22 protein-coding genes are annotated in these 23,835 nt (G+C 66.6%); 12 read left to right on the top strand and 10 right to left on the bottom strand.

What is annotated here, in order from left to right:
- Positions 1-57: 57 nt before the first annotated feature.
- Positions 58-1,401 (bottom strand): MATE family efflux transporter, encoded by a 1,344-nt coding sequence (locus tag PT85_RS09375; RefSeq protein WP_027590954.1) that lies wholly within the window; start codon positions 1,399-1,401, stop codon positions 58-60.
- A 113-nt stretch (positions 1,402-1,514) separates the two neighbouring features.
- Here PT85_RS09375 and PT85_RS09370 point away from each other — a divergent pair, with 113 nt between their 5' ends.
- Positions 1,515-2,573 carry a toxin-antitoxin system YwqK family antitoxin gene (locus PT85_RS09370; RefSeq protein ID WP_039606511.1) on the top strand — a complete coding sequence of 353 codons (1,059 nt, stop codon included), beginning with the start codon at positions 1,515-1,517 and terminating at the stop codon, positions 2,571-2,573.
- Positions 2,574-2,775: 202 nt separating this feature from the next.
- Here PT85_RS09370 and ispA read toward each other — a convergent pair whose 3' ends face one another.
- The 8 genes from ispA to PT85_RS09330 form a co-directional block, all read right to left on the bottom strand.
- On the bottom strand, positions 2,776-3,663 hold the full coding sequence (gene ispA, locus PT85_RS09365) for a (2E,6E)-farnesyl diphosphate synthase (protein ID WP_039606510.1): 888 nt from the start codon (positions 3,661-3,663) through the stop codon (positions 2,776-2,778).
- Complete coding sequence (locus PT85_RS09360; protein ID WP_037009183.1) at positions 3,660-3,905, bottom strand: exodeoxyribonuclease VII small subunit; 246 nt, start codon at positions 3,903-3,905, stop codon at positions 3,660-3,662. Before PT85_RS09360 ends, ispA begins: the two co-directional genes overlap by 4 nt.
- Before the next feature lie 261 nt (positions 3,906-4,166).
- The gene (locus PT85_RS09355; RefSeq protein WP_027590958.1) at positions 4,167-4,931 is read right to left on the bottom strand and encodes a sulfite exporter TauE/SafE family protein; all 765 of its coding nucleotides are present in this window, start codon (positions 4,929-4,931) and stop codon (positions 4,167-4,169) included.
- 66 nt (positions 4,932-4,997) lie between these two features.
- On the bottom strand, positions 4,998-7,355 hold the full coding sequence (locus tag PT85_RS09350) for an EAL domain-containing protein (RefSeq protein WP_027590959.1): 2,358 nt from the start codon (positions 7,353-7,355) through the stop codon (positions 4,998-5,000).
- Positions 7,349-8,278 (bottom strand): ABC transporter substrate-binding protein, encoded by a 930-nt coding sequence (locus PT85_RS09345; protein ID WP_027590960.1) that lies wholly within the window; start codon positions 8,276-8,278, stop codon positions 7,349-7,351. The genes PT85_RS09350 and PT85_RS09345 overlap by 7 nt, the downstream gene beginning before the upstream one ends.
- 167 nt (positions 8,279-8,445) lie before the next feature.
- Positions 8,446-9,096, bottom strand: coding sequence for a TIGR04211 family SH3 domain-containing protein (locus tag PT85_RS09340; RefSeq protein ID WP_039606766.1), 651 nt, complete (start codon positions 9,094-9,096; stop codon positions 8,446-8,448).
- A gap of 483 nt (positions 9,097-9,579) precedes the next feature.
- Positions 9,580-10,107, bottom strand: coding sequence for an inorganic diphosphatase (gene ppa / locus PT85_RS09335; RefSeq protein WP_027590962.1), 528 nt, complete (start codon positions 10,105-10,107; stop codon positions 9,580-9,582).
- 78 nt (positions 10,108-10,185) lie between these two features.
- Entirely contained in the window at positions 10,186-11,004 is an 819-nt protein-coding gene (locus PT85_RS09330) for a M90 family metallopeptidase (RefSeq protein WP_039606509.1), read from the bottom strand.
- A 464-nt stretch (positions 11,005-11,468) separates the two neighbouring features.
- Here PT85_RS09330 and PT85_RS09325 point away from each other — a divergent pair, with 464 nt between their 5' ends.
- From PT85_RS09325 to PT85_RS18645, 4 genes are all read left to right on the top strand, one after another.
- Positions 11,469-12,953, top strand: coding sequence for an acetyl-CoA hydrolase/transferase family protein (locus PT85_RS09325; RefSeq protein ID WP_039606508.1), 1,485 nt, complete (start codon positions 11,469-11,471; stop codon positions 12,951-12,953).
- A gap of 144 nt (positions 12,954-13,097) precedes the next feature.
- Positions 13,098-13,661, top strand: coding sequence for a 1,6-anhydro-N-acetylmuramyl-L-alanine amidase AmpD (gene ampD / locus PT85_RS09320; protein WP_039606507.1), 564 nt, complete (start codon positions 13,098-13,100; stop codon positions 13,659-13,661).
- Positions 13,658-14,494 (top strand): regulatory signaling modulator protein AmpE, encoded by an 837-nt coding sequence (ampE, locus tag PT85_RS09315; RefSeq protein ID WP_039606506.1) that lies wholly within the window; start codon positions 13,658-13,660, stop codon positions 14,492-14,494. The genes ampD and ampE overlap by 4 nt, the downstream gene beginning before the upstream one ends.
- A 149-nt stretch (positions 14,495-14,643) precedes the next feature.
- Positions 14,644-16,653 carry a methyl-accepting chemotaxis protein gene (locus PT85_RS18645; protein WP_039606505.1) on the top strand — a complete coding sequence of 670 codons (2,010 nt, stop codon included), beginning with the start codon at positions 14,644-14,646 and terminating at the stop codon, positions 16,651-16,653.
- A 50-nt stretch (positions 16,654-16,703) separates the two neighbouring features.
- On the opposite strand, the gene PT85_RS09305 is transcribed toward PT85_RS18645, so the two are convergent.
- The gene (locus tag PT85_RS09305; RefSeq protein WP_039606504.1) at positions 16,704-17,486 is read right to left on the bottom strand and encodes a TatD family hydrolase; all 783 of its coding nucleotides are present in this window, start codon (positions 17,484-17,486) and stop codon (positions 16,704-16,706) included.
- A gap of 129 nt (positions 17,487-17,615) precedes the next feature.
- Here PT85_RS09305 and PT85_RS09300 point away from each other — a divergent pair, with 129 nt between their 5' ends.
- The 7 genes from PT85_RS09300 to PT85_RS09270 all read left to right on the top strand — a co-directional run bounded on the left by PT85_RS09300 (position 17,616) and on the right by PT85_RS09270 (position 23,654).
- Positions 17,616-20,039, top strand: a complete 2,424-nt coding sequence (locus PT85_RS09300) for a Lon protease family protein (protein WP_039606503.1) — start codon at positions 17,616-17,618, stop codon at positions 20,037-20,039.
- A gap of 162 nt (positions 20,040-20,201) precedes the next feature.
- Positions 20,202-20,522, top strand: a complete 321-nt coding sequence (locus PT85_RS09295) for a PA4575 family protein (RefSeq protein ID WP_027591064.1) — start codon at positions 20,202-20,204, stop codon at positions 20,520-20,522.
- A 193-nt stretch (positions 20,523-20,715) separates the two neighbouring features.
- The gene (locus PT85_RS09290) at positions 20,716-21,216 is read left to right on the top strand and encodes a TIGR00645 family protein (protein ID WP_027591063.1); all 501 of its coding nucleotides are present in this window, start codon (positions 20,716-20,718) and stop codon (positions 21,214-21,216) included.
- A gap of 95 nt (positions 21,217-21,311) precedes the next feature.
- Positions 21,312-21,593: a DUF6482 family protein gene (locus PT85_RS09285; protein WP_039606502.1), complete on the top strand. Its 282-nt coding sequence runs from the start codon at positions 21,312-21,314 to the stop codon at positions 21,591-21,593.
- A 105-nt stretch (positions 21,594-21,698) separates the two neighbouring features.
- Positions 21,699-22,316 carry an FKBP-type peptidyl-prolyl cis-trans isomerase gene (locus PT85_RS09280; RefSeq protein WP_039606501.1) on the top strand — a complete coding sequence of 206 codons (618 nt, stop codon included), beginning with the start codon at positions 21,699-21,701 and terminating at the stop codon, positions 22,314-22,316.
- A gap of 220 nt (positions 22,317-22,536) precedes the next feature.
- Positions 22,537-22,974 (top strand): GNAT family N-acetyltransferase, encoded by a 438-nt coding sequence (locus PT85_RS09275; RefSeq protein WP_027591060.1) that lies wholly within the window; start codon positions 22,537-22,539, stop codon positions 22,972-22,974.
- Positions 22,971-23,654, top strand: coding sequence for an energy-coupling factor ABC transporter permease (locus PT85_RS09270; protein WP_039606500.1), 684 nt, complete (start codon positions 22,971-22,973; stop codon positions 23,652-23,654). Before PT85_RS09275 ends, PT85_RS09270 begins: the two co-directional genes overlap by 4 nt.
- Positions 23,655-23,835: the final 181 nt, after the last annotated feature.

Raw genomic sequence — 23,835 nt, 5'->3', positions numbered from 1 at the left:
CGGCCGCCGGCGGGCCCCGGCACCGTGGCGACGGCGGACAAGGAAGGCGTTGTCCCCCTACGAATCCGCTTGTCCCAGTCGCGGCCATAGCCGCCGGGCCAGCACCGCCATGCCCAGGCTGCGCAGCAGCATGAACAGGCAGAAGGCCAGCCACAGACCATGGTTACCCAAACCCTGCAGTAGCCAGCCGGCGGGTACGGCCAGCACGGCGGCGAGCAGCATGGCGTCGCGCATTTCCCGCGCCCGGGTGGCGCCGATCAGCAGGCCGTCCAGCAGGTAGCTCCACACCGTGATCAGCGGCAGCAGCGCCAGCCACGGCAGGTACTCACGAGCGGTGGCGAGCACCTCCGGCATGTCGCTCTGCAGGCGCAGGAAATGCTCGCCGGCCAGCAGGAATAGGAGGGCGAACGCCAGGCTGCCCAGTAGCGACCAGCCGCCGGCGATCACCAGGCTGCGGCGCAGGGCGACGCGATCCCGGGCGCCGATGGCGTGGCCGCACAGCGCCTCCAGCGCATGGGCCAGTCCGTCCAGCGCGTGGGCAGTGAGCAGCAGGCCATTGAGCAGCAAGGCATTGGCGGCCACCGTGGCATCGCCCAGCCGCGCGCCCTGCACGGTGACCAGGAAAAACACCCCCTGTAGCAGCAGCGAGCGGATCAGGATGTCGCGGTTCACCGCGAGCAGTGGCCGCCATTGAGACCATTGGCGCAATGGCGCCAGGCAAAACGCGCCGGTATGCCGGGCCAGCTCGCCGCGGCACAGCAACAGGCCGAGCAGCGCACCGCTCCACTCAGCAACCACCGAAGCGCGCGCGGCGCCGGCCACACCCCAGTCCAGGCCGAGCACGAACCACAAGTCGAGCAGCAGATTGAGCAGGTTGATGCCCAGCAGGATTGCCAGCGCCGCGCGGGCGTTCTGCGCGCCGAGAAACCAGCCGATCAGCGCCTGGCTGGCCAGCATCGCCGGCAGGCCGAGTAGACGGATGTGCAGGTACTCGCGGGCCAGGTCGTCGAGCGCCGTCGAGGGCGCCATCACTGCCAGGGCGGCGTCGCTCAGCGGCAGTGCCGCCAGGCCGAGCAGCACGGCCAGCGCCACGCTGAGCAGCCCGACCTGCACCAGCAACTGGCGCAGCGCCGCGCCATCGCCCCGCCCGCTGGCCTGGGCGGCAAAGCCGGTAGTGCCCATGCGCAGGAAGCCGCAACACCAGATCAGCAGGGTGTAGAGGCTGGCGCCCACCGCCACCGCGCCCAACTGATGGGTGTGGCTGAGGTGGCCGATCACGGCAGTATCCACCAGCGCCACCAGTGGCACGCTGAGGTTGGAGAGCAGCAGGGGAGCCGTCAGTGCCCAGACGCGGCGCTGGGTCGGCGCATGGCGCCAGTCATCAAGAAGGAGTCGAAACATGTCGGCCATCATACCCGCAGAGCCCACGGCAGGCGCGATGGCCCGCTGCTAGTCTGTGTAGCGTCGCAGGGTGTGGCGCGCGGTCGCGCACCCCGGAATAAGGAGAAGGGTGAGTGAATAAACGCCCGCACTGGCTACGGTTTGGAGCATCGCTGGCGCTGCTGGTCATTCTCGATGGCTTCCTGGCGGCGCGCGCGCTCACTGCCGAGCCGGTGGCCTCCGTGCAACGCCAGTTCGATGCCGCCGGCCGGGTGCTGCGCGACCAACAGGTCGATGCGCAGGGCCGTCCGCACGGCCTGTTGCGCGAGTTCTATGCCAATGGTGTGGTGCGTTATCAGGCCCAGTTCGTCGAGGGTCGCCGCGAAGGCCTGGAGAAGTACTTCCGCGAAGACGCCAGCCTCAGCCGGCTGGCCTATGTGGACGGACAGGGGCGTGAGCTGGCCAGCGTGGCGCTGCTGGCCGACGGCCGCCTGAGCAGTCTGCGCTGCGCGGACCGACCCTTGCTGGAAGGGCGTGACCGGGCCTGGTGCGGCTTCTCCGGCGAACCTAGCGAGCTGCCTCTGCACGACGAAAGCGGGCGGGTCACCGCGCGGGAGATCTGGCTGCATGGCGAGCTGCTGCGCCGCGAGGAGTACGATCGAAACGGTCGCCTGGCCAGCCTCCAACGGCGCAATGGCGATCATGACGTGCGGGTGCGCTACTTCAGCAACGGCCAGGCGCGCAGCGAGTCGTCGTTCCGGGTCGGCCAGCCGGAGGACCGGCGCGAGGGCTTCGAGCGCGAGTGGGCGCAGACCGGCCAGCTGCTGCGCGAGAGCTACTGGCAGGACGGCCAACTGCTCAGCGACAGCCAGTGGTACCTGAACGGTCGTCTGAAGGAGCGCCGCATCCTGCAGGAAGAGGAAAACGGTCCGGCGCTGATGAGGATCGAGCAGTACTGGAACAGCGGCCGGTTGCGCTACCGGGGGTCGCAGGTCGGCGGGATCAGCGTGGGCAGCCACGAGCGCTTCGACGAGGAAGGCCGGCTGCTGCAGGAGGTGCGGGTGGACGGCAACGGCATGCCGGTGCTGCGCCTGGAATACGACCCGCAGACCGGCGAGGTGCGCAAGGCCGAGCGCATCGGCCCCAACGGCCTGACGCCGCTGCCCCTGCGCCAGGAGCGCGAGGTGTTCTAGCCATTCAGTCGCGTGCGGTGCCTTCCGGCGGCCGTATCCCCGGCGGCCGGAAAGACGCCGATCGCCCTGCGCCGTGACGTGCGCAAAACGTAGGGTGATCAACGCAATGCGTTGGCCACCGTCAGGCGCCACGAACGTTCGGCGAGAAGTCGGTAGGGTGGGTAACTCGCGCAGCGATTACCCACCGAGGCGGAGGGCGCCGTTACGAGCGCCGTTCGACGATGAAATTGGCCAGCTGACGCAACGGTTCGGCCGCCTCGCCAAATCCGGCCAGCGCGGCATGGGCCTGGTCGCGTAGCTCGAGCGCGTAGGCTTTGGCCGCGGGCAGGCCGAGCAGGGCGGGGTAAGTCGGCTTGTCGTGGGCCTGATCCTTGCCCTGGGTCTTGCCCAGCGTGGTGGTGTCGCTTTCCACGTCGAGAATGTCGTCCTGCACCTGGAAGGCCAGGCCGATGGCGCGGGCGTAGGTCTGCAGTGCCTCCAGTCGCAGGGCGTCGGCCTTGCCGCTGGCCAGGGCGCCCAGGCGCACGCTGGCTTCGATCAGCGCGCCGGTCTTGTGCCGGTGCATGGTCTCCAGGGCCTGCTGGTCCAGACGGCGCCCCACGGATTCCAGATCAATGGCCTGGCCGCCGACCATGCCGGCCGCGCCCGCCGCGCGGGCCAGCTGGGCGAACATTTCCAGGCGCAAGGTCGGATCGGCAGGGTTGCCAGACGGCTGGCTCAGCGCTTCGAAGGCCAGCGCCTGCAGGGCATCGCCGGCGAGGATCGCGCAGGCCTCGTCGAAGGCCTTGTGGGTGGTGGGCTGGCCGCGGCGCAGGTCGTCGTCGTCCATCGCCGGCAGGTCGTCATGCACCAGCGAATAGGCGTGGATCAGCTCCACGGCGCAGGCGGCGCCATCGGCCTGCCCGAGATCGCCCTGCAGCGCCTGGCAGCCGGCATAGACCAGCAACGGACGCACACGCTTTCCGCCGTTCATCACGCTGTAGCGCATGGCGCGGAACAGGCGTTCCAGCTCCGCACGCGGCGGCATGAACAGGGTTTCCAGCGCGCTATCGACCCGGCGCTGGCAGTCTTTCTGGTAACTCTCGATCATGCCTGGTCATCCGCCTCGAACGGCTCGGTGCGGGTTTCGCCGTCGCGCTCGAGCAGCATCTGTACCTTCTGCTCGGCCTGGCCCAGCGCGCCCTGGCAGTCGCGGGTCAGGCGAATGCCCTGCTCGAAGGCGCTCAGCGACTCCTCCAGCGACAGCTCGCCGCCTTCCAGCCGCTCGACCAGCTGCTGCAACTCGGCGAGGGATTGTTCGAAATCCAGGGGGGCTTTCTTGCGGGTGGCCATGACGCAGGTCTCGGAACGATAAAACGGGCGCGACACTAGCAGAGCCGGGGCCTAGCGGCAAATGGGCGCCACGCCGCTCGGGTGGGTCTAGCCCATCGGCGGCCAAGCAAGGCGTTGTCCACCTGCGGTTAGCCTGGTCGTAGGTCGGTCAGCGTTGTTCTGGCCGCCGTCAGGTTTAGCGCGGGGCAATGGTGGACAAGGAAAACGTTGTCCACCCTACGGACGCCTCGCCGTTGGGGTGAGCGCGGATCCACGGATCGATCAGGCGTAGACCTTCCAGAAGTAGTAGAGGGTCATGCCGCCGCCGACCACCAGCACCAGGGCGCGCAGGAACTTCGGTGGCAGGCGTTCGCCCAGTGCGCCGCCGGCGTAGCCGCCAAGGGTGGCGCCGGCCAGCAGGATCACCAGTTCGCTCCAGCTCACCCGGCCGGCGATGATGAAGGTCAGGCTGGCGACGGTGTAGATCATCGCCGAGAACAGGTTCTTCAGCGCATTGGCGCGGTTGAGCGCGTGACCCTCGATGGAGAACGCCGCCAGCTGCAGGATGCCCATGCCGGCGCCGAAGTAGCCGCCGTAGATCGAGACCAGGCCGTGGCCCAGCAGCGCCGGTGCGCTGTGGCGCACCTGGTCGGCTTCGCGGCGGCGCTTGGCCAGCCAGCGGCTCAGCCAGGGGCTGGCGGCGAACAGCAGGGTGGCGACCAGCAGGAGCCAGGGAATCAGATCGCTGAACAGATCATCGCCGCTGAGCAGCAGCAGGATGCCGCCGGCCGCGCCGCCGAGCAGGCCGACCAGCAGCAGCGGCAGCAGGTAGCTGCCGAGTCCGCGCAGGGACGGGCGTGCCGCCCAGGCCCCGGCCAGGCTGGCGGGCCACAGGGCCACGGCATTGGTGGCGTTGGCGGTGACCGGCGGCAGGCCGACGGCCAGCAGGGCGGGGAAGGAGAAGAAGGTGCCGCCCCCGGCGAGGGCGTTCATGCCGCCGGCGGCGAAACCGGCGACGAGGATCAGCAGGGCATCCAGAAGACTCATGGCGGGCTCATCTTGTTTTTATGGCAATGGGGCTTAAGAAGCGTGCACCGTTATGGAGCGCAGCTATTAAGCCCGTTGTGCCTGCCATGCGCAATCGGCAGCCGGCCGCGGCCGGGCGAACAGGAAACCCTGCAGACGATGGCAGCCATTGAGGCGCAGGAAGGCCGCCTGCCGTTCGTTTTCCACGCCTTCGGCGACTACTTCCAGACCCAGTTGCGCGGCCATGGTCAGGATGCCGCGCACCAGCGCCACAGAGCGCGGGTTTTCGGGGAGTTCGGCGACGAACTGGCGGTCGATCTTCAGGCCGTCGAAGCGGAACTTCTGCAGGTAGGTGAGCGAGGAATAACCCGTGCCGAAGTCGTCGAGGTACAGCGGCAGCCCGATCTCCTTCAGGCGGCGCAAGGTTTCCTGCACGCTGCCGTCGGACTCCAGCAGCGCGCTTTCGGTCAGTTCCAGCTCGATCAGTTCGGCCGGCGCGCCTTCCTCGGCAAGGATGCCGGTGAGGATTTCCGCCAGGTTCGGCTGACGGAAGTCCAGCGGCGAGAGGTTGACCGCCACGCGCAGCTTCAGGCCCTGGGCGGACCACTGTACGGCCTGCCGGCAGGCCTGGCGGAACACCCAGCGCGACACGTCGCGGATCATGCCGGTGTCTTCGAGTACCGGGATGAACTGCAGCGGCGACACCAGGCCGCGACTCGGCGAGCGCCAGCGCAGCAGCGCCTCCACCGAGCGGGGGCGGTTGTCGTTGTCCACTTGGGGCTGGTAGTGCAGCTCGAACTCCTCGCGGGCGATGGCCAGGCGCAGTTCGTCTTCCATGCGCTGGCGCTCCTCCGCCTCGGCCGCCAGTTGGCTGTCGAAACAGGCCAGCCGGTTGCGGCCCTCGGTCTTGGCGCGTAGCAGCGCCAGGTCGGCCTGCTTGAGCAGTTCGCTGCCTGTACCGCCGCGCCCGGTGTGCTGGGTGATGCCGAGGCTGGCGGTGATGTACAGCGAGTACTGACGGGCCTGGAACGGCTGGCGTAGGGCCTCCAGCAGGCGCTCGCCCAGCCCTACGGCGGCGGCGCTGTCGCGGCCGTCGAGCAGGAACAGGAACTCGTCGCCGCCCAGGCGCGCCAGCAGGTCGCGGGGGCTGGCGTACAGTCGCAGGCGGTCCGCCACCGCGCGCAGCAGCTGGTCGCCGATGTCGTGGCCGAGGCTGTCGTTGATGCGTTTGAAGTGGTCGATATTGAGGAACAGCAGGCTGAGCGGGCCGCCCCGGGCGAGCAGCTCGTCGAGACGGATGAGCAGGTGATTGCGGTTGGCCACTTCGGTCAGCTGGTCGAAGTTGGCCAGATGGCGCAGGCGCTGCTCGGCGCGCTTGCGATCACCGATATCGTGCAGCAGCAACAGGTGGAACGCCTGGCCGTTGCGCTCGAAAGGCGTGCAGGAGCCTTCCAGCGATAACGGCCGGTCGCCGCAGCGGACGGTGATCTCCTGCTGCTGGCGGGGCCGCTCCTGCAGCTGGCGCCAGTTCGGCTCGCCCAGCAACGCCTGGCTGGGCAGCTCGGCCAGGCTACGCAGCGAGCGGCCGAACAGGCGGCCTGCGGCCGGGTTGGCCTCTTCCACACGCCCGTCGGCATCGATGATCAGCATGGCAATCGGCGCCGCGCTGACCAGATTGCGCAGCAGTTGCTCACTGTCGCGCAAGGCAGTCTGGTTTTCGCCGAGCTGCTGGATCATCTGATTGAAGTTCTCGGCCAGGCGGCTGATCTCGTCGCGCCCGCCAACGCTGGCCTGGGCGTTGCTGTCGCCACTGGCGTAGCGCTGCACGGCCGTGCTGATGACGCCCAGCCGGCGGGTCACCAGGCGGCCGTATAAAAGGTTGAGCAGCAGGCCGAGTAGCAGCAACAGACCTAGGGTCTGGGTCAGGGACATCCAGGCGTTGGAGCGGCGCTGGTCGAGATGCTGTTCGTAGTCGAGGCTGACCAGCAGGTTGTTGCGCAGCAACTGCCCCTGCGCATAGGTGTGAACCAGTGGATAGCTGGCCAGATAACGACGCTCCTGCAGCGGCTGCCATCGCGAGCGGTCGCCGCCGAGCAGGGTCTGCAGCGTGCCTGCATCGCCCAGCTGTTCGCCGGGATCCAGGCCCAGGCGACTGGCGGCGATCACCCGTTGGCGGTCGTCGATGACCATGGCCCAGCGCACCCCGGGCAGGCTGCCGAGGTCCGCCAGCACGCTCTGCAACTCGTCGGTGCGGCGTTGGCGCAGGTGATCGCTGGCGCTGCTCTGCACCAGGATGAGGATCTGCTCGGTGTAGCGCTTGAGGTCTTCCTCGGCCAGGCGCGCGGTACGCGGCAGGTGCAGGCCGATCATCAGCAGGATGTAGAGACCGGCGAACAGCCCCAGCAACAGGGGCAGGGATTTGCGCAGCGACAAGCGGGTCAGCATGCGGACACCCCGCAGTCGAGCAGGCGTTGGTAGTCCAGTGGGCCGGCCAAGAGGGCGCGTTCCAGTTGGTAGTCGTGGGTCCAGTGCAGACTCTTGAGCAGCTGGCCGCTTTCGTAGAACTGCCGGTTAAGGGCCAGATCGCCCATCAGCAGGCCCTCGCGGGTCAGGCGCAGGGCTTCTTCGTCCAGGCCCAGGCGGCGCATCAGTACACCATCAATGTAATCGGGGGATTGGCGCCAGCGCGCCAGGCTTTCGTGCCAGAGGGCCTGCAGACGGCGACGCGCTTGCGGGCTGACGCGCGTGCGGTCGACCACCAGCACGTCGATGATCTCGTTGGGTAGGTCACGGCTGTCCATCAGGCGTCGGGCGCCGAGCGCCTGCAAGGCGGGCCCTTCCGAGGCAAAGGTGATGACCGCGTCGAGCGTCCCTTCCTGCATCGCGCTGCGATGTTCCTGCACGGGCAGGCTGACCACGTGCAACTGATCGTGACGCAGCCCGGCGCGGTCGAGCATCCGGGCCAGGAAGAAGGCGCCCAGGGCCGAGTCCTCCACGCCGACGCGCTTGTCGCGCAGGTCGGCCGGTTCGCGCAGCGGCGGCATGCCGTAGAGCACATCGGCGCCCGCGGAAATATCCGTGATCAGCAGGATTTCCAGGTCGTGGCCGTTGGCCATTAAGCGCAGGGTTTCGTCCACGGTGAGCATGGCCGCGTCGAGCAGGCCGTTGCGAAAGGCGCGCAGCACCCCGCTGGAGCTCGGATATTCCAGCAGCCGGAAACCCGAGGGTTCCAGCCAGCGCAGGTCGTCGGCGACGTACAGGGGGCCGTAACCCAGCCAGCGATTACTGCCGATGCGCAGGTCATCGGTGTTGTCGCTGCACCCGAACAGAGCGCTGCAGAGGAGGACGAGGAGACAGAGGCGACGCATAGCGAAATTCCGTTCCGCTGACTTCAGGTCATAGCCTATAGCCAAGTGCCATCATGGCGAAAGCGTTTCCCACCTCAACGACCTGCTGGCGAAGTGGCAGAACCCATTCTAACGGGCGCCACTTCGCAGGTGAGCCCTGCCAGGCTGCGGCGTTGCGCCGCAAGCTTTCAGAACCAGCGATCGTTGCGTTTACGGCCGCGGGTCAGGGCCGGTAGCACCAGGCCGAGCAGCAGACCGGCACCGGCGATACCGCCGCCGTACACCATGTAGTCCATCAGCAGCTGGTTCTTTTCATCGCCCAGGCGCTCACGGGCGGTGCGCAGGTCCGCCTGGGCCTGGGCCAGCTCCGCGCTGAGTGCCTTGCGCTGCGCTTCCAGCTCGTCGATCAATGCCTTGCGGGAGTCCAGGGTTTCCTGCATGCCCTGCACGCGGGTCTTCCAGGTGTTCTCGATGCCGCCCAGGCGCTCGCGCAGGTCGGTCACTTCCTGCTCCAGCGCAGGCAGGCGCTCGAATTGGCTGGGGCTGTCCTGCAGGTCGCGGCTGGGAATCCACACGGTCTCGCCGGAATCGGTACGAATCTGGCTGTAGGTGCCCTGCGTGGTGAGCAAGGTGACCTTCTGGCCGGACTTCAGGGCGCCAACAATGCGATAGCCATCGGTGGGACCGCTGCGCACGAAGGTATTCAGGCTGTCGTTGACCCAGCGGTCGGCCGGAGCGGCCTGCACCTGGGACACGACGCCCAGCGCCAGCAGGCCGAACACGCCACCCAGGGCGCGGCGCGAAAAGGAGAGGGAGCGGGCGGAAGGATGACGGGACATGTACATACGAACTTCACATGTTGAGGAAACGGAAAGCCCGACGAACGGACCGACGAAAAGGGCGGTTAGTCTACCCGGCTTCAATGGCGCTGCGAGTAGACCATGGTGTCCCGGGAGCGACGAGTGGCTGGGAACGCAGGAAACCGGAAAAGTTCCCGAGCAGGGATTGGGCTTTGGTCGAGCATGGTGCGCACGGCATCACCTTTTTCCGGCTCGCTATGGCAAAAGGCTTACAAGCGCGCGCTGCGTATCACTCTATGGGGCTGCCGCCCTGTCGCGCAGAATAGACCTCGCTGCAGCACAGGATGTGCTCGGATCAAGGAAGATGGCCAGGACAGGACGTCACCCGACAGGATGTCGGATGGCCAATAAAAGAACCCGCTTCGGCGGGTTTTTTATTGGCAAAGAAATGCCGACTGTATTTCGATTTCACAGGCATAAAAAAGCCGGCCTCGTGGGCCGGCTTTCCGTTGGTGCTCCGACTTACTTCTGGTAAGCCTCGGCAGCCTTGATGATGGCGGCGCGGGCGGCATCGGCGCCTTCCCAGCCTTCAACCTTGACCCACTTGCCCTTCTCCAGATCCTTGTAGTTCTCGAAGAAGTGCTTGATCTGCTCGATCAGCAGCGGGGGCAGGTCGGTGTATTCCTTCACGTCCTTGTACAGCTGGGTCAGCTTGTCGTGCGGGACGGCGATCAGCTTGGCGTCACCGCCCGCTTCGTCGGTCATGTTCAGCACGCCGACCGGACGGCAGCGGATGACGGATCCCGGAGCGACCGGATACGGCGTCACCACCAGCACGTCCAGGGGATCGCCGTCGTCGGCCAGGGTGTGCGGGATGAAACCGTAGTTGGCCGGGTAGAACATCGGGGTGGCCATGAAACGGTCGACGAACAGGCAGTCGGTGTCGTGATCGATTTCGTACTTGATCGGCGCGTGGTTGGCCGGAATCTCGATGGCGACATAGATGTCGTTCGGCAGGTCTTTGCCGGCGGGCAGGTTGCTGTAGCTCATGAAGGCGGCTCCGTGTTCGGCCGAGGTGGCCGGGGGCGAAAAAAGTGGCGGGATTATAGGGGCAATCACCGACGCGCGCTATCGAGAGGCGGGTTCCTGATAGTCGGGATGTCGTCTCTGCAGCGTACGCAGCCGGGTCAGCGGGTCCTGGCGGTAGAACAGACTCAGTTGCCGGTAGACCTCCGGGAAGGCCTCGTGCAGGAGGTCCGGCGCGGTAAAGAAGTATTCGCTGGTGACGGCGAAGAACTCGGCCGGGTTTTCCGCCGCGTAGGGATCGATCGGGGTGTGCGCGTGCGGATTGGCATCCAGGGTGGCGTTCATGGCGTCATAGGCGGACTGCAGGGCGCTGGCCCAGTCGGCCAGGCGCATGTCGCCGTGCAGGGGTGGCATGCCGTTGGCGTCGCCGTTGAGCATGTCCAGCTTGTGGGCCAGCTCGTGGATGACCAGGTTGTAGGCGTCCCAGCCGCCGCTTTCCTGCACGCCGGGCCAGGCGAGGATCACCGGGCCGCGGTGCCAGGCTTCGCCACTGCGCGCCTCTTCATATATATGTTCGACGCCGCTGGCGTCCCGGTACTTCTGCGGGCTGACAAAGTCGTCCGGGTACAGCACCAGCTCATGGAAGCCCTGGTACCAGTCCAGGTCGGGGAGGTTCAGCAGCGGCAGTTGCGCCTGTGCGGCCAGGCGCAGGCGCGCGAAGGCGTCCATCTGCACGCCCGGCAGGGCGGTCAGGTGCTTGGCGTGCAGGAAGAGGATGCAGCGTTCGCCAAGCAACCGGCGCTCGGCATCGTTCAGGCCGTCGAGGATCGGCAGGCTGTCGAGCACCTGTTGCCACAGTTGGTGATCGAGAGGGTGGCGGGCTAGCAGGCGGCGACGGCGCCAGGCGCGAAATGACCACATGGGAGCGGAGGGCGGCGTAATGGGAGGGCCACCTTAAGCAAGCGGCGCGGTGACGGCAAGGGGAGCCCGGCTCTGCCGGCCGATAGCCGTTGCAGAGCCTGCTCGGGAGTCCGGTATAGGCACCGGCGGATCGGGGACGCGCGCAGCCTCGTGAGCCTTGGCGTACTCCCCCGGACGGGTACCTGACCGAACCTGCCGGCGAGAGCGGCGCAAGGGTAACAGCTGTGACCGGCGGGTCAATCGATACCTTCGAACAGCTGTTTGAAAGAATCCGCCGAACGGTCATGCCGCCCCTCGTCGGCATCCGAATCGCTCTGGAACGCGCGTTCTACGCGGTCGCTCGGCGACTGACGAGGGATAGCAAAGCCGCTGCGCCTTGTATTCGACTTACGTCGTAGGTGCATTTTTTGCTCAGTCGTTAGAATGCCGCCTCAATTCCACCCCGGTAGCCAGAGAGTCCGCACATGCATACCGATCGCATCCGCCTGTCTTCTCTTCACAGCAAAGTCATGAGCGCCGAGCAGGCTGCTGCCTTGATTCAGGACGGCATGACAGTCGGTATGAGCGGATTCACCCGTGCCGGCGAAGCCAAGGCGGTGCCCATGGCGCTGGCCGAGCGCGCCAAGAAGACCCCGATGAAGATCAACCTCTTCACCGGCGCCAGCCTGGGTAACGATCTGGACAAGATCATGACCGAAGCCGGCCTGCTGGCCCGTCGCTCGCCGTTCCAGGCCGATGCCACCCTGCGCAAGGCGATCAACGCCGGCGAGGTGATGTTCTTCGACCAGCACCTGTCCCACACCGTGGAGATGATGCGCAACAAGCAGCTGAAGAAGCCGGAAGTCGCCATCATCGAAGCCGTTGCCATCACCGAGCAGGGGCACATCGTGCCGACCACCTCGCTGGGCAACTCCGCCAGCTTCGCGCTGTTCGCCGACAAGGTCATCGTCGAGCTGAACCTGGCACACAACCCGAACCTGGAAGGCCTGCACGACGTCTACATCCCGACCTATCGCCCGAACCGTCAGCCGATTCCGCTGCTGAAGGTCGACGACCGCATCGGCACCACCGCCATCCCGGTCGACCCAGCGAAGATCGCCGCCATCGTGGTCACCAACCAGCCGGACTCCTACTCGACCGTCACCCCGCCGGACGAAGAAACCGCCGCTATTGCCAGCCACCTGATCAAGTTCCTCGAGAACGAAGTCGAAGCCGGCAACCTGCCGCGCAACCTCGGTCCGCTGCAGGCCGGTATCGGCAACATTGCCAACGCCGTGCTGACCGGCCTGAAGGACTCCCCCTTCGAGGACCTGGTGATGTACTCCGAAGTGCTGCAGGACTGCACCATCGAGCTGATCGATGCCGGCAAGATGAAGTTCGCCTCGGGCTGCTCCATCACCCTGTCCGAGCGCTGCAACGACCGCGTGTTCGGCAACATGGAGAAGTACAAGGACAAGCTGGTGCTGCGTCCGCAGGAAATCTCCAACCATCCGGAAATCGTCCGTCGCATCGGCATCATCGGCATCAACACCCCGCTGGAGTTCGACATCTACGGCAACGTCAACTCCACCCATGTGGGCGGCACCAAGATGATGAACGGCATCGGCGGTTCGGGCGACTTCGCCCGCCACGCACTGGCCATCTTCGTCACCAAGTCCACCGCGAAGGACGGCAAGATCTCCTCCGTGGTACCGATGGTTTCCCACGTCGACCACACCGAACATGACGTGGACATCGTGGTGACCGAACAGGGCCTGGCTGACCTGCGTGGCCTGGCGCCGCGCGAGCGCGCCCGCGTGATCATCGACAACTGCGTGCACCCCAGCTACCGCGACAAGCTGAACAACTACTTCGAGCGCGCCTGCGCCAAGGGCGGTCAGACCCCGCACATCCTGCGCGAAGCGCTGGAGTGGCACATCCAGCTGGAAGAAACCGGCTCGATGCTGTAAGCGCGCACCGCACGGCGAAGGCCCCGATGAGTGATCATCGGGGCCTTTTTCGTTAGGGTGACTGGCGAACCGGCACCCGCCGGCCGCCGGGCTTGGCCTGAGCGAGCCGAGCGCCTACAGTGGGGCGCTGCAGCAGGAGTCGTTATGCGCGTGGATACGTCTACCGGATGGGTCAGCGGGATTCGCCACTGCCCCTCGCCCAACTACAACCAGCGTCCGCACGGGGAAGTTTCCCTGTTGGTGATCCATAACATCAGCCTGCCGCCCGGGCAGTTCGGCACCGGCAAGGTGCAGGCGTTCTTCGGCAATCAGCTGGTGGTCGATGAACATCCCTACTTCGCGGAGATCTGCCACTTGCAGGTCTCCGCGCATTTCCTGATCGAGCGCGATGGCGCAGTCACCCAGTTCGTGTCCTGCCTGGACCGTGCCTGGCACGCCGGTGTGTCGCAGTTCCAGGGGCGCGACAACTGCAACGATTTCTCCCTGGGCATCGAGCTGGAAGGTACCGATGAACAGCCGTACACGGATCACCAGTACCAGGCGCTCATCGAGCTGACCGAGCGCTTGCGACAGGCCTGGCCGGCCATTACCGTCGAGCGCATCTGCGGGCACTGCGACATCGCGCCGGGACGCAAGACCGATCCCGGCCCCGCCTTCGACTGGGCGCGCCTGCGCGCCGCCCTGGAAGTACGAGGAACCTGGGTATGAATTTCATCGTTCTGTTGCTGGTGCTCTGGATCGAAAAATTTTCTGGCTGGCGCCGTCGCGTGCAGCAGGACGGACCCTGGCTGCGCCTGTTGAGTCGGGTGGAACGCCGGCCGGGTCTGGCGCAGCACCCCTGGCTGCTGTTGCTGGCACTGCTGCTGCCGCCGCTGCTGGTGCTGGCCGTGTTGCTCTGGCTGCTGCAGCCGGTTGTCTACGGCTGGCTGGCCTTGCCGGTCCACCTGCTGGTGCTGCTGTACAGCCTGGGCCGCAGCGATGTGCAGGCCGCGCTGGGCGCGTTCCGGGATGCCTGGCGGCGCGAGGAGCTGGAAACCGCCTCGCTGGCTGCCGAGCGCGACCTGCAGGTGCGTGCCGAGGGCCCCGACGAACTGCTGCCGGCGGTACAGGAACGGCTGGGCTGGCAGGCCCACGAGACCTTCTTCGCCGTCATCTTTTGGTACGCGCTGCTCGGCCCGCTGGCCGCGCTGGCGTATCGGCTGCTGGCCCTGATCGAGGCGCAGGCCTCGGCACAGGTCCTGCGCGAGCTGGCCGGCCAGCTTCGTCATGCGCTGGACTGGCTGCCGGCTCGCGCCCTGGCGGCCAGCATGGGGCTGGTGGGCAACTTCGTGGCGGTCAACCGGGTGCTGCTGCCGGAGTTGCTGAACTGGCATCTGCCCGCCGAGCGGCTGGTGGGCGCGGCGCTGCGTGCCGCCGGCGAATGCCAGGGCGCCCCGCGGGGCGAGGCCGGCGCAGAAAGCCTGGATGCGCTCTGGCAGCTGCTGGTGCGCACCGCGGTGCTCTGGTACGCGGTATTTGCCCTGTGGATCCTGCTGGTCTGAGTTCTGCGACGGGCTCGCCGCCGTTTACCTTTAGTTACCCACCCTGGAGTCGATATCGTTTATAGATGAGGCAGTTTGCCATCGCGACGACGGGTCGCGTGCAAGGTCTGCGTGGCAAGCCCTGCTAATAAGAATAAGAGGGATCTCTCATGAAGGCGCTGCTGTATCCAGCCATGCGGCTGATGGACCGGCTTGGCTTCGGCATGAAGTTCGGGCTGATCAGTGTCGTGTTCTTCCTGCCTATTCTCGTCACCAGTTTCTACCTGCTGCGCGATGCCTACGTGCAGTACGGGCAGACCGAGCTGGCCCGCAACAGCCTGGTGCTGCTGGATGCCGCGCTCGAAGCCCGCCGCGGCCTCGAGGATTTCAAGGGCCTCCTGGCGATCCGCGCCACCGAGCCGCAGCATGACAAGGCGCTGCTCGACAGCCGCATCAGCGAGCTGCAGCAGCGGCTGCGCCAACAGCTGCAGGCGCTACCCTCCAACATGTTCCCGCCCGCGGTGCGGGCAGTGCTGGACCAGGAACGCAGCGCCCTGGCGAGCCAGTTGCAAGCCGTGGCGGACGAGCCGTCCCAGCACAACAAGGCGGAAAACGCCGAGCGCCTGTACACGGCCGCCCAGGTGTTCATCAACCGAATCGTCAACGACAGCGGTCTGGGGCAGGACGCCGAGACGGATGTGCGCCAGCGCATCGAGCTGCTCAGTCGCGACACCGCTGAAGTCACCGGGCTGCTGGGGCAGTTGCGCGCCATTGGCGCGGCGGCGCTGGGTCAAGGCGTACTGCATTCCAATGACAGCATGCGCCTGGACGAATTGCTGGTCGCCCTGGAAAAGCTCCAGGGTGCCTACGCCCTGCAGCTGGAGCCCGTGCGTCAAGGCGTGCTGGCGTCCCACGCGGACGCCAGCCTGAAAAGCCTCGGGGAGCTGGCCGTCCGGCTGGAGGATGAGGTGGTGATGTCCGACAGCCTCAGCACACCCTGGCCCGAGTTCTTCGACGGGATGGGCCGCCTGTTGGCGCATACCCACGCGCTGGAGGACGCCAGCCTGCAGCGGCTGGACCAGCGCCTGGCCGAGCGCCTGGATGCGCAGCGCATTCGCATGTTCGGCCTGCTGGCCGCCATGCTCGGCGCCCTGCTGTTGATCGCCTACCTGTACGGTGCTTTCTATCTGTCGATCCGCCAGACCCTGCAGGCCCTGCGCGGGGTCATGCAGCAGGTGGCGGCCGGCGACATGACCGTCGCCTTCCAGGCCGCCAGCCGCGACGAGCTGGCTGAGCTGGGTCAGGACTTCAGCACCAGCGTGGCCCAGGTGCGTTCGCTGATCGAGCGCGTCGCGCAGACCGCCGCCGAGGTGGAGGGACAGGCGCAGCGCGTCGAGCAGATCTCCAGCCAGAGCAGCCAGGCGGTGCGCGAGCAGCGCGAGCGTATCGACCAGGTCGCCACGGCGATGAACGAAATGTCCGCCACCGCCCAGGAGGTGGCGCGCAGCGCCGCCACGGCGGTGAGCAACGCCCAGGGCGTCAACCGGGAGAGTCATGCCGGGCGCGAACTGGTGGGCAAGCAGGTGCAGGAGATTCAGCAGCTGGCTGCAGGCCTCGATCGTGCGGTGGCGAGCATCAACCGGCTGGCCGCCGACAGCCAGGCCATCGGTCAGGTGCTGGACGTGATCAAGGGTGTGGCCGAACAGACCAACCTGCTGGCGCTTAACGCCGCCATCGAGGCGGCCCGCGCCGGTGAGCAGGGGCGTGGCTTCGCGGTGGTCGCCGACGAGGTGCGCAGCCTGGCGCAACGCACCCAGCAGTCCACGGCGGAAATCGAACAGATGATCGTCCGCCTGCGCGAAGGCGTGAACGCGGCCGTCGACGGCATGCACGCCAGCCATAGTCAGGCGGATGCCACCGCAGGACACTCCGATGCAGTGCAGCAGGCCCTGGAGAACATCCTTGCCGCGGTCAGCGCCATCGTCGACCAGAACCAGCAGATTGCCGCCGCCGTCGAGCAACAGACTGCCGTGGCGCATGACATCGACCAGAACATCGTGCAGATCAGCCAGGCCGGCGAGCGTACCTCCGAAGGCGCATCGCAGGCCGAACAGGCCAGCCGCGAACTGTCGGGTTCGGTGGCCCGGCTGCGGCAGCTGATCGGTACGTTCAAGGTGTGAACGGGCGAACCGTATGCGCGGGGTCGCCGCGTAGGGTGGGCAACGCCGCCCTACGCGGACCAGCCAAACAGCCGGCAGCTGTTGCGATAGCCGGCCTCGGCCAGTGCCTCGGGCTCTACGCCCATGAGCTTCGCCAGCTCCGTGCAGAGGGCCGGCAGGAATTCCGGGCTGTTGCGCTGGCCCGGATGACTGGCCGGGGCCATGTCCGGGGCATCAGTTTCCAGCACTGTATCCTCCAGCGAAAGTTGCGCCAGCATTCGGTGCATACGCTTGGCCTGCGGCCAGGTGCCGGCGCCGCCCAGCCCCAGGAAGAAGCCCAGGCGGCGGTATTCCCGTGCTTCCTCGTAACTGCCACTGAAGGCATGCACGATGCCGCCGCGCGGCACCCGCAGGCGCTTGAGCATGGCGATCACGTCGGCGTGGGCGCGGCGCACATGCAGCAAAGCCGGCAGCTCGAATTCGCGTGCCAGTTGCAGCTGGGCTTCGAACAGTGCCTGCTGGGCCGGCTTGTCCGGCTGTTCAAGGTAGTAGTCCAGGCCGATCTCGCCCACCGCGCAGAGTTTCTCGTGGCCGGCATGCCGCGCCAGGCGCTCGCGCAGTTGCGTCAGATGCTCGGGGCGATGCCGGTCGAGGAAGCAGGGGTGCAGGCCTAAGCTGGCGTGCAGTCCGTCCTCGGCGCAGGCCAGCGACCACAACCTGTCCCAGTGATCCTCGCTGACGCCGATCAGCACCTGGCGCTGGACGCCCAGTGCCCGGCTGCGCGCCAGTACGGCGGCGCGGTCGGCGTCGAACTCGGGAAAATCCAGGTGGTTGTGGGTGTCGATATAGCGCATGGCGCACAGGATAGCGCGCACGGGCGCGCGCCGGGAGGCAGCGCTCCGCGTCGCGCCTTGCCGTGACTCGGGCAGGGCGCCAGAATGCCGCAACCGTCGCGGCCGCTGCCGCTCCTGCAAGGATTCCCGATGTCTGATTTCGCCGCCCTGCTGCGCCTGTCCCCCGAAGCCCTGACCCGACCCTGTGATCCCAAGCAATTCCGCTTCGCCAGTACCGATGAACTGGAGCCGTTTCGCGGCGTGCTGGGGCAGGAGCGGGCGGTGGAGGCGCTGCAGTTCGGCGTGGCCATGCCGCGGCCGGGCTACAACCTGTTCGTCATGGGGGAGCCGGGCACCGGGCGTTTCTCCTTCGTGCAGCGCTATCTGAAGGCCGAGGCCAAACGCCTGCAGGCGCCGGCGGACTGGGTCTATGTGAACAATTTCGATGAGCCGCGCGAGCCGCGCGTGCTCGAGCTGCCCGCTGGCACGGCGGCGGCGTTCATCGCCGACCTGGAAGCGCTGATCGACAACCTGCTGGCCACTTTCCCGGCGGTGTTCGAACAGCCCAGCTATCAGCAGAAGAAGAGCGCCATCGACCGCGCCTTCAACCAGCGCTATGACCAGGCCCTGGACATCATCGAGAAGCTGGCGCTGGAGCGGGGCATCGCTCTGTACCGGGATAGCGCCAACGTCGCCTTCACGCCGATGAAGGATGGCAAGGCGCTGGACGAGGCAGAGTTCGCCCAACTGCCGGAGGCCGAGCGTGAGCGCTTCCACAGCGACATCAGTCACCTGGAAGAGCGGCTCAACGAGGAGCTTTCCAGCCTGCCGCAATGGAAGCGTGAAAGCAGCAACCGCCTGCGCCAGCTCAACGAGGAAACCATCACCCTGGCCTTGCAGCCGCTGCTGGCGCCGCTGTCGGAGAAGTACGCGGAAAACGCCGGGGTCGGCGCCTACCTGCAGGCCATGCAGGTCAACCTGCTGCGCACCGTGCTGGAAACCCTGGTGGACGAGAGCCGCACCGATGTGCAGAAGCGCAACGACTTGCAGGAGCTGTATGCCCCCGGGCTGGTGGTCGCCCAGCCGCTGGACGGTGGCGCGCCGGTGGTGTTCGAGCCGCACCCGACCTACGACAACCTGTTCGGGCGTATCGAGTACAGCACGGACCAGGGTGCCCTCTATACCAGCTACCGGCAGTTGCGCCCCGGCGCGCTGCATCGGGCCAACGGCGGCTACCTGATCGTCGAGGCCGAGAAGCTGCTCGGCGAGCCCTTCGTCTGGGACGGCCTCAAGCGCGCCCTGCAGTCGCGCAAGCTGAAGATGGAGTCGCCCCTGGCAGAGCTGGGCCGGCTGGCCACCGTGACCCTGACCCCGGAGGTGATCCCGCTGCAGGTCAAAGTGGTGATCATCGGTTCGCGCCAGGTGTATTACGCACTGCAGGACCTGGACCCGGACTTCCAGGAGCTGTTCCGCGTGCTGGTGGACTTCGACGAAGAAATCCCGCTGGCCGAGGACAGCCTCGAACAGTTCGCCCAGTTGATCAAGACGCGCACCTCGGAAGAAGGCCTGGCGCCGCTCACCGCCGCCGCCGTGGCCCGCCTGGCCACCTACAGCGCGCGCCTGGCGGAGCACCAGGGCCGCCTGAGCGCCCGTATCGGCGACCTGTTCCAACTGCTCAGCGAGGCCGATTTCCTGCGCCAGCTGGCCGGCGATGCGCTGACTGATGCGGCGCACCTGGAGCGCGCGCTGCAGGCCAAGGAGCGCCGCACCGGGCGTGTGTCGGCGCGCCTGCTGGACGACATGCTGGCCGGCATCATCCTGATCGATACCGAGGGCGCGGCCATCGGCCGCTGCAACGGTCTGACCGTGCTGGAGGTCGGCGATTCGGCGTTCGGCCTGCCGGCGCGTATTTCCGCCACCGTCTATCCGGGCGGCTCGGGCATCGTCGACATCGAGCGTGAAGTCAACCTTGGCCAGCCTATCCACTCTAAGGGGGTGATGATCCTCACCGGCTACCTCGGCAGCCGCTACGCCCAGGAATTCCCGCTGGAGATCTCCGCCAGCATCGCCCTGGAGCAGAGCTATGGCTACGTGGACGGCGACAGTGCCTCGCTGGGCGAGGTCTGCGCACTGATCTCCGCGCTGTCGCGCACGCCGCTCAAGCAGGGCTTCGCCATCACCGGTTCGATCAACCAGTTTGGCGAGGTGCAGGCGGTGGGCGGCGTCAACGAGAAGATCGAAGGCTTCTTCCGCCTCTGCGAAGCGCGCGGGCTGAGCGGCGAACAGGGAGCTATCATTCCCTATGCCAACATCAGCAACCTGATGCTGGATGAGCGAGTGCTGCAGGCGGTGCGCGAAGGCCGCTTCAACGTCTATGCGGTGCGCCATGTGGACGAGGCGCTGAGCCTGCTGGTCGGCGAGCCGGCCGGCGCGCCCGATGCGCAGGGCGAGTTTCCCGCTGGCAGCGTAAACGCCCGTGTGGTGGAACGGCTGCGCGAGATCGCCGAAGTGGAGCTGGACGAAGAGGAACGCAAGGCGGTCCATGAGGCCGCCAAGGTGCCGGCCTCCAGCTGAAACTGGTCAGTCGCTGAGCGATGTGTGTGCCAGTCAGGCGTGACGGCGGCTGACAGAGGGTTTTCAGCGCTCGCCCACAGACTTATCCACATATTTTGAGGATAACTCCCAGCTGTGCCCGGACTGCTCCGGGCTGGGAACAGCCCCCCTGGGAGAAGAGTCATGTCGCATCACATCTGCCTGGTCCGGGAATACCTGGGCATGAGCATGCGCATCGAGGCCCGCATCCATGCGCTGGCCGGTGGCAACGGACGCTGGACGCTGTTGTGCGCGGCCGGACTGAGCGGGGCGCAGCCCACGGAGATCAAGGTGCAGGGTCCGTTCCTGGGCGCCGGCGAGGCCGCCCGGGTGCTGGCGGCAATCGTCGACAACCTGCGCGAGCAGGGTTATCGGGAAGTGGCCGACCAACCCATTTGGCGGCTGCACATGCAGGCTCGCCTGCGTCAGCTGAACGGCCAGCCGCAACGCCGTGCCTGGCCCTGACCCTGCATTGGAGCTTTTCTGCGCAATCTGTTCGCAGATGCCGCGCAGCGGGTCCCGGCGGGTCCTGTGAACAGGTCTTTCCACCGACTTATCAACAGCTTGCGTGGATAACCCGCGCATTTTCCGCGTTCCAGCTGACCGGTATACTGCGCGCCCTCCTGGTTGCGTATGCGAGATCCCCATCGTGAAATCCCTGGAATCCTTTCTGGAAAATCTCCTGTATGCCTCGCGCTGGCTGCTGGCGCCCATCTACCTGGGCCTGTCCCTGGCACTGCTGGCGCTGTCGCTGAAATTCTTCCAGGAGCTGTACCACCTGCTGCCCCATGTGTTCGAGCGCACCGAGGCCGACCTGATCCTGGTGCTGCTGTCGCTGATCGATATGGCACTGGTCGGTGGTCTGCTGGTGATGGTGATGATCTCCGGCTTCGAGAATTTCGTTTCCCAGCTGAACATCAAGGCCGGCACCGAGAAACTGGACTGGCTGGGCAAGATGGATTCCGGCTCCCTGAAGATGAAGGTGGCCGCCAGCATCGTGGCGATTTCCTCGATCCATCTGCTGCGCATGTTCATGAACGCGCAGCAGATCGAGAACGACAAGCTCATGTGGTACGTGATCATGCACATGACGTTCGTGGTCTCTGCCTTCGCCATGGGCATGATGGAGAAAGGCAAGGGCGGCGCGCAGGAGCTGTGAGCGCGGAGGGCATCCGTCCGAAAGCGCGCGGAACGCCTTGCCGGCAGGGGAGGCTGGGCAAGACTGAGGGTTGACCCCGCTGCGAGGTATGCCCGATGAACCTACATGAACTGACTGCCCGCGCCCGTGCCGGACAGATCGAAGGCGCCAACCTGGTCTGTCTCGAAGGCGGTGCCTACCTGATCGAGGCGCGGGTCGGTTCCCGTCTGCTGCCCTTGCTGGACGCGGAAGGGCAACTGCTCAAGGTGCTGTCCCTTGAGCAGGCCCGCGACCTGCTCAAGGGCGTGCCCATGACGCTGGAGCTCGAGCAGGCCGATGCCAGCGAGGAAATGTGCGGTCTGCGCGAAACGCCGCTGCGCAGCCACCCGGCCGGTTGAGGCACGCATCCTGTAGGAGGCACTTCAGCGGTGACCGGCTGTCCGTCACTCGCTTCCTGCTGTGGTAGTCTGGCCGCCCTTTTTTTGCCTGGCGGGAGCCCGACCATGTCCCAACTCGACCTTTCCACCGACGAAGCCCGTGTCAGCTACGGCATCGGCCGCCAGATCGGTGAACAACTGCACGACAACCCGCCCCCCGGCGCTAGCCTGGACGCCATCGTCGCGGGCCTGCGCGATGCCTTTACCGGCAACGCCAGCCAGGTCAGCCCAGAGGAGCTGAACGCCAGCTTCCAGGTGATCCGCGAGCGCATGCAGGTCGCCGCCGATGCCAAGGCCGCCGCCGCCGCCGAAGCCGGCAAGGCCTACCTGGCCGAGAATGCCAAGCGTGAAGGCGTGACCGTGCTGGAATCCGGCCTGCAATATGAAGTGCTGATTGCCGGCGAAGGCGCCAAGCCCTCCCGCAACGACCAGGTGCGTACCCACTACCACGGCACCCTGATTGACGGCACCGTGTTCGACAGCTCCTACGAGCGTGGCCAGCCGGCCGAATTCCCGGTCGGCGGCGTGATTGCCGGCTGGATCGAAGCCCTGCAACTGATGAACACCGGCAGCAAGTGGCGCCTGCACGTGCCCAGCGAACTGGCCTACGGCGGCCAGGCCGTCGGCAGCATCCCGCCGCACAGCGTGCTGGTGTTCGACGTCGAGCTGCTGGACATCCTGTAAGCCAAAACGATCTCGGTGGGGCTGGCCCCACCGTTTCGTAGGGTGGTCAACGCTTGCGTTGGCCGCCGCAGCTTCCCCGCGGTGGCCTACGGTGCCCGGTAAGGCGCCGACCGCCCTGCGCTGCTGTCAGCGGAGTCGAGTTCAGCGCCTCGCCACCGCCGGCAAATCCCCGATGGCCTGATAAACTCCGCTTCCCAATCGACATTCAGGGGGCGTGGCCATGCCGACCTTCGGCCACATGCGCGAAATCGTTACCACGGACCATGCCGCGCTGCTGGCGCTCTGGCTGCGCACACCCGGCATTCAGGTGCGCGACGAGGATGCCTACGCGCCGTTCTGCGCCTACCTGGCGCGCAATCCCGGGTTGAGTCTGCTGATCGAGGCCGATGGCCAGCCGATCGCCTGCCTGATGGCCGGGCACGACGGCCGGCGCGGCTACCTTCAGCACCTGCTGGTCGACGAAGCCTGGCGCGGGCGCGGCCTGGCCACCCGGCTGCTGGACGAGGCGCTGCGCCGCCTGGCCGTGCTCGGCATCCACAAGTCCCATGTCTTCGTGCTGCGCGACGCGCCCGACGCGCTGGCCTTCTGGCGCGGGCGTGGCGGTTGGGGCGAGCGGCAGGACATCGAAGTGTTTTCCACGCGGGCGGTCGGCGCATGATCGCCGCCGAGCTGCTGGCCTCGGGCACTCTGCTGCTGGGCTGGGCGCTCTACCTGCCCGTGTTGCTCTGGGCCGCCGCTCGCGCGCCCTGGATCGAACTGTTCAGCGACCTGCGCCGCCAGCACTTGCTGTTTGGCACGGTGGTGGTGCTGTTCCTGCTCTGGCTGGTGCGCCGCGATTTCGCCTCCGGGCTGTCGATGCACTTCATCGGCATGACCGCCGTCACCCTGCTGCTGGACTGGCCGCTGGCGATCCTCGCCGGGCTTCTGGCGCAGCTGGGGCTGATCGCGGTGGGCCGACCGGATTTGGCCTCGCTGGGCATCAACGGCATCCTGCTGGTGCTCATCCCCGTCGCCATCACCGAGGCCTGCGCCAACCTGGTGGAGCGCTTTCAGCCGAACAACCTGTTCGTCTACATCTTCTGCTCGGGCTTTTTTCCGGCGGCGCTCACGGCGATTGCCTGCGTATTCGCCAGCCTGGGGCTGCTGCTGCTCGACGGTCGCTACGAGATGCCGCCCTGGCTGGAGGATTTCGCCGGCTACCTGTGGCTGCTGGCGTTTCCCGAGGCCTTCATCAACGGCATGGTAATCGCCGGGCTGGTGGTGTTCTGCCCGGACTGGCTGGAAACCTTCAACCGCAGCCGCTATTTGTCGGCGCCATGGAAGGACGAGGACAGGTAGCAGCCCCTACAGGTTCATGGCACAGCAGCGTAGATACCGTCTTGCTCCCTACCGCGCAAGCGCCAGTTTGGGGTCGAAGGGCTGGCCGGATTTGAGCACCCCATAGGCGATGTGCCGCAGCTTGCGCATCGCCGCGCAGACGGAACCATGGTTGCCGCTTCTCCAGTTCATCATCGATATG

The sequence above is a fragment of the Pseudomonas flexibilis genome, from assembly GCF_000806415.1.
In the GTDB taxonomy this organism is placed as follows: Bacteria; Pseudomonadota; Gammaproteobacteria; order Pseudomonadales; family Pseudomonadaceae; genus Serpens; species Serpens flexibilis.
The sequence above is the reverse complement of the archived record's forward strand: the minus strand, read 5'-3'. Positions and strand labels throughout refer to the sequence as shown.

Coding starts and splice junctions, on each gene's coding strand:
- PT85_RS09375 (WP_027590954.1), bottom strand. CDS start 1,401: ATGTTTCGACTCCTTCTTGATGACTGGCGCCATGCGCCGACCCAGCGC.
- ispA (WP_039606510.1), bottom strand. CDS start 3,663: ATGATCGAGAGTTACCAGAAAGACTGCCAGCGCCGGGTCGATAGCGCG.
- PT85_RS09360 (WP_037009183.1), bottom strand. CDS start 3,905: ATGGCCACCCGCAAGAAAGCCCCCCTGGATTTCGAACAATCCCTCGCC.
- PT85_RS09355 (WP_027590958.1), bottom strand. CDS start 4,931: ATGAGTCTTCTGGATGCCCTGCTGATCCTCGTCGCCGGTTTCGCCGCC.
- PT85_RS09350 (WP_027590959.1), bottom strand. CDS start 7,355: ATGCTGACCCGCTTGTCGCTGCGCAAATCCCTGCCCCTGTTGCTGGGG.
- PT85_RS09345 (WP_027590960.1), bottom strand. CDS start 8,278: ATGCGTCGCCTCTGTCTCCTCGTCCTCCTCTGCAGCGCTCTGTTCGGG.
- PT85_RS09340 (WP_039606766.1), bottom strand. CDS start 9,096: ATGTCCCGTCATCCTTCCGCCCGCTCCCTCTCCTTTTCGCGCCGCGCC.
- ppa (WP_027590962.1), bottom strand. CDS start 10,107: ATGAGCTACAGCAACCTGCCCGCCGGCAAAGACCTGCCGAACGACATC.
- PT85_RS09330 (WP_039606509.1), bottom strand. CDS start 11,004: ATGTGGTCATTTCGCGCCTGGCGCCGTCGCCGCCTGCTAGCCCGCCAC.
- PT85_RS09325 (WP_039606508.1), top strand. CDS start 11,469: ATGCATACCGATCGCATCCGCCTGTCTTCTCTTCACAGCAAAGTCATG.
- ampD (WP_039606507.1), top strand. CDS start 13,098: ATGCGCGTGGATACGTCTACCGGATGGGTCAGCGGGATTCGCCACTGC.
- ampE (WP_039606506.1), top strand. CDS start 13,658: ATGAATTTCATCGTTCTGTTGCTGGTGCTCTGGATCGAAAAATTTTCT.
- PT85_RS18645 (WP_039606505.1), top strand. CDS start 14,644: ATGAAGGCGCTGCTGTATCCAGCCATGCGGCTGATGGACCGGCTTGGC.
- PT85_RS09305 (WP_039606504.1), bottom strand. CDS start 17,486: ATGCGCTATATCGACACCCACAACCACCTGGATTTTCCCGAGTTCGAC.
- PT85_RS09300 (WP_039606503.1), top strand. CDS start 17,616: ATGTCTGATTTCGCCGCCCTGCTGCGCCTGTCCCCCGAAGCCCTGACC.
- PT85_RS09295 (WP_027591064.1), top strand. CDS start 20,202: ATGTCGCATCACATCTGCCTGGTCCGGGAATACCTGGGCATGAGCATG.
- PT85_RS09285 (WP_039606502.1), top strand. CDS start 21,312: ATGAACCTACATGAACTGACTGCCCGCGCCCGTGCCGGACAGATCGAA.
- PT85_RS09280 (WP_039606501.1), top strand. CDS start 21,699: ATGTCCCAACTCGACCTTTCCACCGACGAAGCCCGTGTCAGCTACGGC.
- PT85_RS09275 (WP_027591060.1), top strand. CDS start 22,537: ATGCCGACCTTCGGCCACATGCGCGAAATCGTTACCACGGACCATGCC.
- PT85_RS09270 (WP_039606500.1), top strand. CDS start 22,971: ATGATCGCCGCCGAGCTGCTGGCCTCGGGCACTCTGCTGCTGGGCTGG.